Source organism: Tepidimonas taiwanensis, assembly GCF_020162115.1.
Lineage (GTDB): Bacteria > Pseudomonadota > Gammaproteobacteria > Burkholderiales > Burkholderiaceae_C > Tepidimonas > Tepidimonas taiwanensis.
In genome coordinates this window covers 873,942-886,841 of sequence record NZ_CP083911.1, presented here as the reverse complement: position 1 = coordinate 886,841, position 12,900 = coordinate 873,942, and the positions used below count along the sequence as shown (strand labels likewise).

General features: G+C 69.5%; 15 protein-coding genes. 2 read left to right on the top strand and 13 right to left on the bottom strand.

What is annotated here, in order from left to right; translation table 11 throughout:
• Nucleotides 1-4: 4 nt before the first annotated feature.
• Genes pilW through LCC91_RS04060 form a run of 6 tightly spaced genes read right to left on the bottom strand, consistent with a single transcriptional unit; the run spans nt 5 to nt 5,237 of the window.
• Nucleotides 5-835 (bottom strand): type IV pilus biogenesis/stability protein PilW, encoded by an 831-nt coding sequence (pilW, locus tag LCC91_RS04085; RefSeq protein WP_043701640.1) that lies wholly within the window; start codon nt 833-835, stop codon nt 5-7.
• Nucleotides 832-1,986, bottom strand: a complete 1,155-nt coding sequence (gene rlmN, locus LCC91_RS04080) for a 23S rRNA (adenine(2503)-C(2))-methyltransferase RlmN (RefSeq protein ID WP_043701638.1) — start codon at nt 1,984-1,986, stop codon at nt 832-834. The genes pilW and rlmN overlap by 4 nt, the downstream gene beginning before the upstream one ends.
• A gap of 7 nt (nt 1,987-1,993) precedes the next feature.
• Nucleotides 1,994-2,419, bottom strand: a complete 426-nt coding sequence (gene ndk / locus LCC91_RS04075) for a nucleoside-diphosphate kinase (protein WP_043701635.1) — start codon at nt 2,417-2,419, stop codon at nt 1,994-1,996.
• 36 nt (nt 2,420-2,455) lie between these two features.
• On the bottom strand, nt 2,456-3,556 hold the full coding sequence (gene rluB / locus LCC91_RS04070) for a 23S rRNA pseudouridine(2605) synthase RluB (RefSeq protein WP_185974891.1): 1,101 nt from the start codon (nt 3,554-3,556) through the stop codon (nt 2,456-2,458).
• On the bottom strand, nt 3,553-4,167 hold the full coding sequence (scpB, locus tag LCC91_RS04065) for an SMC-Scp complex subunit ScpB (RefSeq protein ID WP_185974892.1): 615 nt from the start codon (nt 4,165-4,167) through the stop codon (nt 3,553-3,555). The genes rluB and scpB overlap by 4 nt, the downstream gene beginning before the upstream one ends.
• Nucleotides 4,164-5,237, bottom strand: coding sequence for an RluA family pseudouridine synthase (locus LCC91_RS04060; protein WP_052231623.1), 1,074 nt, complete (start codon nt 5,235-5,237; stop codon nt 4,164-4,166). Before LCC91_RS04060 ends, scpB begins: the two co-directional genes overlap by 4 nt.
• A 45-nt stretch (nt 5,238-5,282) precedes the next feature.
• On the opposite strand from LCC91_RS04060, the gene LCC91_RS04055 reads away from it, so the two are divergent.
• Nucleotides 5,283-6,101 carry an outer membrane protein assembly factor BamD gene (locus LCC91_RS04055; protein ID WP_082007615.1) on the top strand — a complete coding sequence of 273 codons (819 nt, stop codon included), beginning with the start codon at nt 5,283-5,285 and terminating at the stop codon, nt 6,099-6,101.
• Nucleotides 6,102-6,192: 91 nt separating this feature from the next.
• Here the strand turns inward: LCC91_RS04055 and rplI are convergent, their stop codons facing one another.
• The 5 genes from rplI to LCC91_RS04030 form a co-directional block, all read right to left on the bottom strand.
• A complete protein-coding gene (gene rplI, locus LCC91_RS04050) occupies nt 6,193-6,645 on the bottom strand; it encodes a 50S ribosomal protein L9 (RefSeq protein WP_043701631.1) in 453 nt (150 codons plus the stop codon).
• 14 nt (nt 6,646-6,659) lie between these two features.
• Complete coding sequence (gene rpsR, locus LCC91_RS04045; RefSeq protein ID WP_043701628.1) at nt 6,660-6,941, bottom strand: 30S ribosomal protein S18; 282 nt, start codon at nt 6,939-6,941, stop codon at nt 6,660-6,662.
• A 9-nt stretch (nt 6,942-6,950) separates the two neighbouring features.
• Complete coding sequence (gene priB / locus LCC91_RS04040; RefSeq protein WP_052231622.1) at nt 6,951-7,268, bottom strand: primosomal replication protein N; 318 nt, start codon at nt 7,266-7,268, stop codon at nt 6,951-6,953.
• Entirely contained in the window at nt 7,265-7,627 is a 363-nt protein-coding gene (gene rpsF / locus LCC91_RS04035; protein WP_043701622.1) for a 30S ribosomal protein S6, read from the bottom strand. The genes priB and rpsF overlap by 4 nt, the downstream gene beginning before the upstream one ends.
• A 63-nt stretch (nt 7,628-7,690) precedes the next feature.
• Nucleotides 7,691-9,775 carry a VC_2705 family sodium/solute symporter gene (locus LCC91_RS04030; RefSeq protein ID WP_043701620.1) on the bottom strand — a complete coding sequence of 695 codons (2,085 nt, stop codon included), beginning with the start codon at nt 9,773-9,775 and terminating at the stop codon, nt 7,691-7,693.
• A gap of 175 nt (nt 9,776-9,950) precedes the next feature.
• On the opposite strand from LCC91_RS04030, the gene LCC91_RS04025 reads away from it, so the two are divergent.
• Entirely contained in the window at nt 9,951-11,351 is a 1,401-nt protein-coding gene (locus LCC91_RS04025; protein WP_224441017.1) for a putative nucleotidyltransferase substrate binding domain-containing protein, read from the top strand.
• Nucleotides 11,352-11,361: 10 nt separating this feature from the next.
• Here LCC91_RS04025 and LCC91_RS04020 read toward each other — a convergent pair whose 3' ends face one another.
• Together LCC91_RS04020 and LCC91_RS04015 are read right to left on the bottom strand one after the other, a co-directional pair.
• Entirely contained in the window at nt 11,362-12,060 is a 699-nt protein-coding gene (locus LCC91_RS04020; protein WP_043701618.1) for an ABC transporter ATP-binding protein, read from the bottom strand.
• A 39-nt stretch (nt 12,061-12,099) separates the two neighbouring features.
• A complete protein-coding gene (locus LCC91_RS04015) occupies nt 12,100-12,900 on the bottom strand; it encodes an ABC transporter ATP-binding protein (protein ID WP_043701616.1) in 801 nt (266 codons plus the stop codon).

Below are 12,900 nucleotides of genomic sequence, written 5' to 3'. Positions count from 1 at the left end.
CTGCTCACTCATCGATGGCCCCTCGCTCGTAGGCGCTGGCTTCGCGCGACACGGGGAAACGCCGCCGCAACTGTTCGCCGAGCTGCGCCGCCGCCTCGCGGCTTTGCAGGCGGTTTTCGATCTTGATGCCCAGCCACAGCGACTCCGCGTTGGCGAGCTCCGAATTGTTCAGGCGCCGGATATAGAAGCGCGCGCGCTCGCTGTCGCCGCGCTGGTGCAGCAGCAACGCGAGGTTGTACAGCGTCACCGGGTGACCGGCGTCGAGCTCAAAGGAGCGCTCCAGGCTGCGCAAACCGGCGTCGACCTGTCCGGCACGTGCCTGACAAATTCCTAGCGCCATCCATGTACGCGCCGCCGACGCGTAGCCCGGTGTCTCGAGCGCGCGGCGGAAGGCGTCGAACGCCATCGGGTAGCGCGTGTCCAGGCAGTACATCCACCCGAGGTTGTGCCACGTGTCGCCATCGCGGGCATCGAGCCGCAGCGCCTGCTGGAAGCTGTCTTCGGCAAGCCGCAGGTCACGCAGCTGCGTGTAAATCAGGCCGCGCAGATTGAAAGCCGCGGCATAGCTGGGGTCGATCTGGATGGCCTGCTTGACCTCGTCGAGGGCGACGACATACTGCCCCTGCTCGAAATAGCCAGTGGCCAGCTCAAGCCGGGTGCGCGCGCGCTTGCGCGTCGCCGGCTCGTCCGACTCGGTCACCCAGTCACGCGCGGTCGGGTTGCCCGCTGAGCCCACGCTACCGGCACACCCGGCCAGTTGCGCCAGACACACGAGCGCGAGCCCGAGCGCGAAGCCGCGCCTCCCTGCCCTTGTCAGCCTCCCTGCCCTTGTCATACAGTGCCCTCCTTTGCGCGCACTGGGTGCGCCACCCGCACCGGCGCGACCTCGATCCGCCGGTGCGCCAGCCGTTGGGCCGCGCGCGTGCGATCGAGCACGTCACCGGCGAGTTGCCCGCACGCAGCATCGATGTCGTCGCCACGCGTCTTGCGAATGGTGGTGACGATGCCCGCCGCGTTGAGCCGGTCGGCGAAGGCTTTGACGACCTCACGCGGTGAACGGCGCAGCCCCGACGCCGGAAACGGGTTGAACGGTATCAGGTTGAGCTTGCACGGCACCCCACGCCCGCCGCGCCCGCGCAGCAGCGCGATCAACGCGTCCGCGTGCTGCGGCGTGTCGTTGATACCGTCGAGCATGCAGTACTCGAACGTGATGAAATCCCGCGGTGCCGCCGGCAAATAGCGCTGGCAGGCGTCCAGCAGCTCATCCAGTGGGTACTTGCGGTTCAGCGGCACGAGCTGGTCGCGCAGGGCGTCGTCCGGTGCGTGCAGCGATACCGCCAGCGCCACCGGACAGTCCTGCGCCAGCCGCTCCATCATCGGCACCACGCCGGAGGTGGACACCGTGACGCGGCGGCGCGACAGCCCGTAGCCGTGGTCGTCCAGCATCACCCGCAGCGCCGGCACCAGCGCGTGGTAATTCTGCAGCGGCTCGCCCATGCCCATCATCACGACGTTGGAGATGACGCGTTCGGTCGTCTTCAGACGCCTGCGCAGCGTGTGCTCGGCGTACCAGAGCTGGGCAATGATTTCGCCGGTCGTGAGGTTGCGGCTGAAGCCCTGATGCCCTGTGGAGCAAAACCGACAACCGACTGCGCAGCCGGCCTGGCTGGAGACGCACAGCGTGCCCCGGTCGTCCTCGGGGATGTAGACGGCCTCGACCGCGTTGCCGTCGCCGACGTCGAACAGCCACTTGATGGTGCCGTCGGCGGAGACCTGCTCGGCCAACACGGGCAGGCCCCGCACGTGCGCGACCGCAGGCAGCCGCTCGCGCAGGTCGCGCGCGAGATCGGTCATCTCCTCGAAGCGCGCGACGCCTTTCTGGTGGATCCAGCGAAACAGCTGGACGGCCCGGAAACGCTTGTGTCCGAGCCGCTCGCAGAAAGCGGCCAACCCCTCGAGGTCGAAATCGAGCAAATTGGCCGTCATGGCATGGTCAGCGCGAGTAGATGTTCATGCCAGGGAAGAAGAACGCCACCTCGACCGCGGCGGTCTCGGGCGCGTCGGAGCCGTGCACGGCGTTGGCGTCGATGCTGTCGGCAAAGTCCGCGCGGATCGTACCGGGCGCGGCCTTCTTCGGGTCGGTGGCCCCCATCAGCTCGCGGTTCTTCGCGATGGCGTTTTCGCCCTCGAGCACTTGCACCATCACCGGACCGGAGACCATGAAGTCCACCAGGTCCTTGAAGAACGGGCGCTCCTTGTGCACGGCGTAGAACTGCTCGGCCTCGCGGCGCGACAGGTGCACCATCTTGGCCGCCACGATCTTGAGGCCGGCGGCCTCGAAGCGGCTGTAGATCTGGCCGATGACGTTTTTGGCGACGGCGTCGGGCTTGATGATGGAAAGGGTGCGTTCGATGGCCATGATGCGTTGCGTGAATGATAGACAAAACCTGCGATTTTAGCGGTTACGCGGCGCTTTCGCCGAACGTCCACGGTCCGCTGACCGGGGACGCGCACCGGCAGTGGTGCCAGGACCGGGCACCGGCGCGCTGCGTCTGGCACGGGAACCGACGCCCGGCGTCGGGGCCGGCGAAGCGGCGGGCCGTGCGGGCCGGGGGCTGACGGCTGTCGAAGCGGCTCGCCGCGTCGGCCGGGCGCCGACGGTCGGCGAAGCGGCTGACCGGCTGTTGCGGGCGCTGGCGGTCGGCGCTGGCGCGGGCCGGCTCGGCCGCGGCCCGGCACCGCGCGGTGGCCCGGAACGCCGCCGCGCGGCGGTCACGGGCCGCTCCGGCAACGCCATGCCGGCCGCCCGCATCAACTCGGCCACTGCCGGCGGCTCCAGCTCCACGTAAGTGCCACGCCGCAACCCCGGCGGCAGGCGCACCACCCCGTAGCGCACCCGGATCAGGCGGCTCACCGCGTGCCCGACCGCCTCGAACAGGCGCCGCACCTCGCGGTTGCGCCCCTCGGCGATCGTCACCCGGTACCAGCGGTTGGCCCCTTCCCCGCCGCCGTCCTCGAGCGTGCGAAACTGCGCCGGACCGTCCTCCAGCGGCACGCCCTCGAGCAGGCGCTGGCGCTCCTCCTGCGACAGCGCCCCCAGCACGCGCACGGCGTATTCGCGCTCCAGCCCGAAGCGTGGGTGCATCAGCCGGTTGGCCAGCTCCCCCGAATCGGTGAAGAGCAGCAGCCCCTCGGTGTTGATGTCGAGCCGCCCCACCGCCATCCACTTGCCGCTGCGCAGGCGCGGCAGGTGGCGAAACACCGTCGGCCGGTTCTCCGGGTCGTCCAGCGTGACGATCTCGCCCGTGGGCTTGTGGTAGGCCAGCACCCGCGGCAGCCGCGTCGGCGTGGCGCGCCAACGCACCAGCCGGCCGTCGAACTTGATCACATCGCCGGCGCGGACGCGCTGCCCGACGTGCGCCGCCTCGCCGTTGACGGTCACGCGACCGGCGGCGATCGCCTGCTCCATGTCGGCACGCGAACCCAGGCCCGCCTGGGCCAGGACCTTGTGCAGCTTCAGCGACGCGGCGGTCGCGGCGCGCGGGGGTTTTTTCATGTCTGTCCTTCGTTCGGTTCCGCTGCGGGGATCGCCCCATCGGCGGCAGTCGGCGCATCGTCGAGCAGGGTCAGCGTCTGTCCGTCGTCGGCGGCGGACGCCACCTCGACCCACGCCGGCAGCTGATCCAGCGACGCCAGCCCCAGGTCGTCCAGGAACTGCTTCGTCGTCGCATAAAGCGCCGGCCGGCCCACCGTCTCGCGGTGGCCGATCACCTCGATCCACCCGCGGTCTTCCAGCTGCTTGAGGATCTGGCTGCCGATCGTCACACCGCGGATCGCCTCCATGTCGCCGCGCGTCACCGGCTGCCGGTAGGCGATGATCGCCAGTGTCTCGAGCACGGCGCGGCTGTAGCGCGGGGGTTTTTCCGGGTGCAGGCGCTCCAGAAACGGCTGCATCTGCGGCCGGCTCTGAAAGCGCCACCCATCGGCGACGCACACCAGCTCCAGCCCCCGGTCGGCCCACGCCAGTTGCAGCTCGCGCAGCAGGCGGCGCAGGGTGTCGGCGCCGATCGCCCCCTCGAACAGCGCCGACAGGGCCGACAGCGACAACGGCTGCCCCGCGCACAGCAGGGCGGCTTCCAGGATGCGGCGCGCGTCGGACGTGTTCATGCGCTGGCGTCTGGCCCGTCGGCATCGTCCGCGCGGGCGTCCCACAGGAGGGCGGGATTGTAGTGCAGCCCGGCCGTGCGCACGGCATCGGCGATGTCCGGCGGCAGGGCGCTTTCGAACGCGAGCCAGCGCCCGTCGACCGGATGCCGCAGGCCGAGCCGCGCCGCGTGCAGCGCCTGGCGCGACAGCCCGAGCGCCGCGCACCCGCCATAGAGCGCATCGCCCACCAACGGCGCGCCGAGCGACGCCAGGTGCACGCGGATCTGATGCGTGCGCCCGGTGTGCAGCCGGCAGCCGAGCAACACCCACGCGGCCTGCGACCCCTGCCCGCCGTCGAGGCGGCGCACGTCGGTGCGCGCCGGCTTGGCCGCCGTGCTGCCCGTGGGGTGCACCGCCATGCGCAGCCGCTGGCGCGGATCGCGCCCGATCGGCTGGTCGATCGACAGCTCGTCGGCCGCCCGCCACGGCCCCTGCGCCAGCGCCACATAGATGCGCCGCACCGTACGCGCCGCGATCATCGCGACCAGCGCCTCGAACGCGCGCGCCGTCTTGGCCACGACCATCAGGCCGCTGGTGTCCTTGTCCAGCCGGTGCACGATGCCCGCCCGCGGCAGCGCGACCGCCCCCGCGTGGTGCGCCAGCAGCCCGTTGAGCAGCGTCCCGCTCCAGTGGCCTGCCGCCGGATGCACGACCAGACCCGCCGGCTTGTCGATCACCAGCAGGTGCGCGTCCTCGAACACGATCGGCAGCGCCATCGCTTGCGGCACGAAGGCCTGCGCCTGCGCGGTCGGCCGCAGCTCGATGGCCACCGCCTCGCCCACGCGCAGCCGTCGCGCGGGCTTGGCGCAGGGCGCGCCCCCGAGCTGCACCGCCCCGGTGTCGATCAGGTGCTGGATGTGGCTGCGCGAGACTTCCGGCACGCGGCGCGCCAGCCAGCGGTCGAGCCGCTCGCCGTGCCCGTCGGCCTCGACGGTGAACGTGCGCCATTCGGCACCGGCACCGCCGGCCTCGTCCGCTTCGTCGGGCCACGCCTCGCTAGTAGCGCCGACCTCTATAATTTTTGTCACCATGTTTGCTGCTGCGGCAGCGCGCCGTGAGGGGCGCCCCCGATGAAAATGCCACGATTATCTGCCGACCACCTGCGCGCCCCGCTGGCGTCCACCGTCGCGCTCTGCGCGGCGCTGCTGGTCGGTTGCGCCAGCCAGCCGGAAAAGGACGTCACCGCCGGGTGGAGCCCCAACAAGCTCTACGCCGAGGCGATGGACGAGCGCAACGCCGGCAACTTCGACCGCGCGATCCAACTCTTCGAGAAGCTCGAAGGCCGCGCCGCCGGCACCCCGCTGGCGCAGCAGGCCCAGCTCGAAAAGGCGTTTGCCCACTACAAGAACGGCGAGCCCGCGCAAGCCATCGCGACGCTGGACCGCTTCATCAAGCTGCACCCGGCCAGCCCCGCACTCGACTACGCGCTCTACCTCAAGGGCCTGGTCAATTTCAACGACAACCTCGGGCTGTTCGGCTTCATCTCGCAGCAGGACCTCTCGGAGCGCGACCAGAAAGCCGCCAAGGACTCGTTCGAAGCCTTTAAGGAACTGGTCGAGCGCTTCCCCGACTCGCGCTACGCGCCGGACGCGCGCCAGCGCATGACCTACATCGTCAACTCGCTCGCGCAGTACGAGGTGCACGTCGCGCGCTACTACTACCGCCGCGGCGCCTACGTCGCCGCGATCAACCGCGCCCAGACCGCGCTGAAGGACTACCAGAATGTCCCGGCCGCCGAGGAGGCGCTCTACATCCTGATGAAATCCTACGAGGCGCTGGAGATGCCCGAGCAGGCCAAGGACGCGCGGCGCGTGCTGGAGGCCAACTTCCCCAACAGCGCGTTCCTCATGCACGGCTTTCGCCGCGACAGCGGGCCGTGGTGGAAGCTCTGGTGAGCCGTTGATCAATACAAGGACAAAAGCCGCCCGCGGGCGGCTTTTGTGTGTCGGCCGGCTCACGCGGGCGACACCCGCGTGAGGGCCGCCATCAGACGGTCTCGCCCAGCACCTGGACGTTGATGTCGACCACGACGTCGGTGTGCAGCGCCACCGAGACGGTGTAGTCCCCGACCATCTTCAGCACGCCGTTGGGCATGCGCACCTGCGCCTTGGCGACCGGGAAGCCGGCCTTGCTCAGCTCCGCCGCGATGTCGTGGTTCGTGACCGAGCCGAACAGGCGTCCGTCCACACCCGCCTTCTGCGACACCTTGACGGTGTAGCCAGCGAGCTTTTCGGCCAAGGCCTGCGCTTCGGCCAGCTTGGCCGCCGCCGCTTTCTCGAGCTCGGCGCGGCGCGCGTTGAACTCGTCGATCGCGGCTTGCGTCGCGCGACGGGCGCGGCCGGTCGGGATCAGGTAGTTGCGGGCGTAGCCGTCTTTGACCTTGACGATGTCGCCGAGGTTGCCCAGGTTGACGACTTTGTCGAGCAGGATGACTTGCATGGTGTCGGGCTCCTTCAGACGCGGTGCTGGTCGGTGTACGGCAGCAGCGCCAGGAAGCGCGCCCGCTTGATGGCGGTGGCCACTTGGCGCTGGAAGATCGCACGGGTGCCGGTCAGACGCGCCGGGATGATCTTGCCGTTCTCGGCGATGAAGTCCTTCAGGGTGTCGATGTCCTTGTAATCGACTTCCTCGACGCCGGTGACGGTGAAGCGGCAGAACTTCTTGCGCTTGAACAGCAGGTTGTTGCTGGCGCGCTTGTTGGGGCGGTTGCCCTGATTGCGTTGCGGTGCAGCCATGATGGTTTCCTAAATCGGCTTGAATTCCTGGATGTGAAACACGACACCGGTGCCACGGCGACCGGGGGCCAGAAAGCCCGCACAGTCCAGCGTCGTCCCCAGTGCCTGCGCGGCGAGCCGCTCGGCGACCTCGCCCAGCGCGACGGCCTTCAATTGCAGCCGCACACGCCGGGGATGCCCCGCCTCGATCTGCTCGGACTCGTGCGCAAGCACGACGTCCAGGGCGCTGATGCCGGCGGGGGTGTAGCGCAGCGCCGCACGCTCGGCGAGCTGTGCGACGATGGCCACGTGCTGGGTCGGTGTCGTCGTGTCCCCTGCTGCGGTCAAGCAGCGGCTTCCTGTTGCGCCTTGCGGGCCTCTTCACGCTCGACGGCCTTCATCATGGCCGACGGCCCCGTCTCCGCCTTCTTCTTCTGCACCACGAGGTGACGCAGCACGGCATCGTTGAAGCGGAACGCGTGCTCCAGCTCGCTCATGACCTCTTTGCCGGCCTCGATGTTGAGGCACAGGTAGTGGGCCTTGGACAGCTTGTTGATCTGGTACGCCAGCTGGCGACGACCCCAGTCCTCGACGCGGTGGATGACGCCACCGCCGGCCGTGATCATGCCCTTGTAGCGCTCCAGCATGGCGGGCACCTGCTCGCTCTGATCCGGGTGGATCAGCATGACGATTTCGTAATGACGCATGAACTCTCCTTGTGGAACGACTGCCACCCCCGCGTCGATGGGGTGTGGCAAGGAAACTCGCGATTATACGCGGCCGCCGTCCGGCACGCGCAAGCGGCGCACCCACTGGCGCCGCCGCGCCGGCGGCGCGGGGGTAAGCAGGCTCACGACCACCAGCACCGCAACGCCCACCGGCACACCGAACACCCCGGCGGCGATCGGCTGAATGTCCCACCACAGCCGCGGCTCGCCCGTCAGCCCCAGCAGCGTGCGCAGCCACGGCTGGGTCGTCGCCATGTAGTACACCGCGACCGACAATCCCGCCGCCATGCCGGCCACGGCTCCCGCTCGGTTGGCACGGGACCAGAAGATCCCGAGCACGAGCGCCGGGAAGAAGGCGGAAGCCGCCAGCGAAAACGCCGCCGCCACGAGGAACAGGATGTCGGCTGGCTTCTGGGCCGCCACATAGGCCGCGAGCAGCGCGACCATCAGCAACACCACCTTGGACAGGGTCACGCGCCGGGCCGTGTCCGCGGCCGGGTCCAGCGTCTTGTAGTACAGATCGTGACTGAGCGCGCTGGTGATGGCCAGCAGCAACCCGTCCGCCGTCGACAGCGCCGCCGCCAGCCCGCCGGCCGCCACCAGACCCGCCACCACGTAGGGCAACCCGGCGATCTCGGCGGCGGCGAGCACGATGATGTCCGGCCCGATCGAGATTTCGCCCAGCTGCAGGATGCCGTCGCGGTTGACGTCCTGCACGGTCAGCAGCGCCGGATCCACACGGCTCCACGCCGCGACCCACGACGGCAGCTGCGCGATCGGTGTGCCGATCAGCCCGGAAAAGACCTCGTGTTTGACGAGCACCGCCAGCGCCGGCGCGGTCAGGTAGACCAAGACGATAAAGCCCGCGCCCCACGCCACCGACAGCCGCGCCTGGCGCACGTCCGGCACCGTGTAAAACCGCACCAGCAGGTGCGGCAGCGACGCCGTGCCGACCATCAGGCAAAACACCAGCGCCAGAAAATTGCGCCGCTGCCGCTGCGCCCCGTCGTCGGCGGTGGCCGATTCCCCCGGGACGCGGGCAAAGGGCTCGAGCTGCGGTGCCATCCCACCCAGGGGCGCCATCTTCGCCCGCGCTTCCTCGAGCTGGCGCGTCCACAGGCGGATGGCCGCCGCTTCGTCCCGCGGCAGGCGCGACAGCGTCCGCTCGGCCTCGGCCAAATCGGCCGGATCCGCCCCCGAGCGGCGCAGCGACTCGATGAACGCCTCGGCCCGCTCGCGCTCGCGCTGCAACGCGCCGGCCGGATCGCGCAGCCGCTCCTCCAGCACCTGCGCCCGGTGCGCCCAGATGCGCTGGACATGCACCTCGCTCGGGTCCTCGACCAGCGCGCGCTCGCGCTCGGCCACCCGCTCGAGCTGCGCACCGTAGCCCAGCTGCGGCACCGGCCAGCCGGTCTGCTTGACCGACAGCCAGACGACCGGCGTCACGTACGCGAGGAACAACACGATGTACTGCGCCACCTGCGTCCAGGTCACGGCGCGCATCCCCCCGAGAAACGAGCACACGAGGATGCCGCCCAGACCGAGAAAGACCCCCACCTCGAACGCCAGCCCCGTCAGGCGCGACGTGATGAGCCCGACGCCGTAGATCTGCGCCACGACGTAGATGAACGAGCACAACAGCAGCGCAACCACCCCGAGCAGCCGCGGCGCGGCGCCGCCGTAGCGTTCGGCCAGAAAGTCCGGAATGGTGAACTGCCCGAAGCGCCGCAGGTACGGCGCCAGCAGCAGCGCCACCAGCACGAACCCCCCGGACCAGCCGAGCACGAACGCCAGGCCGCCGAAGCCGTGCAAGTACAGCGTGCCAGCCAGCCCCAGGAAAGACGCCGCCGACAGCCAGTCCGCCGCCAGCGCCACGCCGTTGTAGAACGCCGGCACCCGCCGCCCGGCGACGTAAAACTCCACCGGATCGGTCGTTCGGGTCAGGATGCCGATCGTCGCGTACACCGCCAGCGTGGCCAGCAAAAACGTCAACCCTATCGACGCCTTGGACCACCCGAGCCACTCCAGCACCCCGAGCAGCACCACGAAGCCGACGAACACCAGCGTGAAACGGCCGTAGAGCCGGTCGAGCTGGCGGCGGAACACGGACGGCGGCGGGGCGGGCATGGTGGCAACGGTGACGGTATTTGACGCAGCGCAAGGGCCGACATCCGACCGGGCGGCGCGGCAACGGCGGCGGTGTAGCATCCCTATCGTATGCCACTTCCCGCCCCGGCCATGCACACCCCCCACCCCCGCCGAACGCGACACCGATGACGCCCTGCAACTCGCCGCGCTGCCGGTGCGCGCGCTGCTGCGGCGCCCGCCCGTCACGGTCGCGCCCGAGCAGTCGATCCAGGCGGCGGCACAGACGATGCGCGAGCACGGGGCCTCCTCCGCCCTGGTGGTGCGGGATGGCGCGCTGCTGGGCCTGATCACCGACCGCGACCTGCGCAACCGGGTGCTCGCCGCCGGGCTCGATCCGGCCCGGCCGGTTGCGGACATCGCCACCACGCGCGTGTACACGGTGCAGGGGAACGACCCGGCCTTCGACGCGCTGCTGCTGATGGCGCGCCACAACATCCACCACCTGCCCGTCACCGATGGCGGGGCGGTGGTCGGGGTGGTCTCCAGCACCGACCTGCAACAGCAGCAAAGCAACTCCGCGGTCCATCTCGCCGGCGCCATCTACCGGCAGGACGATCTCGACGGACTGGTGGCCACCGCCAGCCGGATCGGCCAGCTGCAACGGCAGCTCGCCGCCGCGGGCACGAGCGCGCACGTCACGGGTCGTATCGTGTCCGCGATGACGGACGCGCTGACCTCGCGCCTGCTGCAGCTGGCGCAGGCCCGGCTCGGCCCTGCCCCGGTGCCGTATGCCTGGGTCGCGGCCGGTTCACAGGGGCGCAACGAGCAGACCGCCAAGTCCGACCAGGACAACTGCCTGGTGCTCGACGACGGCTACGACCCGGCGCAGCACGGGGCGTACTACGAGGCGCTGGCGCGCTTCGTCTGCGACGGACTCAACGCCTGTGGCTACGTCTACTGCCCGGGCGAGATGATGGCGATGACCGACACGTGGCGCCAGCCGCTGCGGCGCTGGCGCGCGTATTTCGAGACCTGGATCGACCGCCCGGACCCCAAGGCGCTGATGCTGACCTGTGTGTTTTTCGACCAGCGCTTCGTGTACGGCGAGCGACAGCTGCTCGACACGCTGCGCACGGAGGTGTTGCAGCGTACCCCGGGGCAGCGGATTTTTCTCGCGCACATGGTCAGCAACGCGCTGACGCACCAGCCGCCGCTGGGCTGGCTGGGCGGCATCCACACCATCCGGCGTGGCGAGCACGAGGGCACGATCGACCTCAAGCACAGCGGGATCGTGCCCATCATCGACCTGGCCCGTATCTATGCGCTGGCGGGCGGCATCGCCGCGGTCAGCACGCGCGAGCGGCTACAGGCCGCGGCCAGCAGCGGCGAGATTTCCGCCGAACGCACCCGGGATCTCATCGACGCGCTGGATTTCCTGGGCGCGCTGCGCATCCAGCACCAGGCCCGGCGGCTCGCCCAGGGTCAGACGGCCGACAATTTTCTGCGCCTCGACGAACTCTCGGAGCTGGAGCGCCGTCACCTCAAGGACGCCTTCGGCGTGGTCAAAGACCTGCAGGGCGTGCTGGAAAAACGCTATCTGGCCGGCCGGTTCTGACCCCGCGCCGTCACCCGACCTCCAGCCACTCCCGCCGCACGTAGGGGTTGGCCTTGAGCTCGGCGGGCGTGCCGTCGAAGACGATGCTGCCGTGCCCCATCACCAGCACGCGGTCGGAGATCTCGAGCGCGATCGTGAGCTTTTGCTCGATCAACAGCACCGAAATGCCCTTGGCCTTGAGCGCGCGCAGGTACTGCGCGACCTGCTCGACGATCTTCGGCGCCAGCCCCTCGGTCGGCTCGTCGATGATGATCAGGTCCGGGTCGCCCATCAGCGAGCGACACAGCGTCAACATCTGCTGCTCGCCGCCCGACAGCACCCCCGCCTCGGTGTGCTGGCGCTCCTTCAGGCGCGGAAACAGCGCATACATGTCGTCGAAGCTCCAGCGCCCCGTCTGGCGCGTACGCTTCAGGCCGAGCATCAGGTTCTGGTGCACCGTGAGCTTCGGGAAAATGTCACGGCTCTCGGGCACATAGCCGATGCCGCGGTGCGCGATCTCGTAGGGCTTGCGCCCCGTGATCCGCTCGCCGCGCCAGCGGATGTCGCCTTCGGCGTCCACGAGCCCCATGATGGCCTTGGCGGTGGTGGAGCGGCCAGAGCCGTTGCGCCCCAGCAGCGCCACGATCTCGCCGTCCTGGACGCGGAAGTGCACCCCGTGCAGGACGTGGCTTTTGCCGTAGAAGGCGTGGAGGTTGTCGATCTCGAGCATGGTGTCGGTGTCGATGGCGTCGCGGGGGCGCGACGGGGCTCAGTGGGCGACCTCGGCCGCCTGCTGCTCCGCCAGCACGGAGCCGAGGTACGCTTCCTGCACGCGGGGGTTGTTTCTCACCGCCTCGGGCGTGTCGAAGGCGATCACCTCGCCGTAAACGACCACGGCGATGCGGTCCGCCAACCCGAACACGACCCCCATGTCGTGCTCCACGGTCAACAGGGTCTTGCCCTCGGTCACCTCGCGGATCAGCTCGATGAAGCGGCGCGTCTCGCTCTTGCTCATGCCGGCCGTGGGTTCGTCGAGCAGGATCACGTTGGCCCCGCCGGCGATCGTGATGCCGATTTCGAGCGCGCGCTGCTCCGCGTACGTCAGGTTCATCGCCAGCGTGTCGCGCTTCTTCGTCAGCCCGATGCGCTCGAGCAGCTCCTCGGCCCGCTCGTTGGCGTCATCGAGGTCGGCGAGGAACTTCAGAAACGTGTAGCGGTAGCCCAGGCTCCACAGCACGCCGCAGCGCAGGTTTTCGAAGACACTCAGCTTGGGGAAGATGTTCGTGATCTGGAAGCTGCGACTCAGCCCCATGCGGTTGATCTCGAACGGCCGCTTGCCGTCGATGCGCTGGCCGTTGAGCCAGATCTCACCGCTGGACGGCTCGAAACGCCCACTGATCAGGTTGAACAGCGTCGACTTGCCGGCGCCGTTGGGGCCGATGACGGCGACCCGCTCGCCGGCGCGCACCGACAGGTTGACGCCCCGGATGATCTCGGTCTTGCCGAAGCGCTTCCAGACGTCGCGCAACTCCAGCGCCGGCGTCGCAGCGGATGCGGTGGGGGTGTGCAT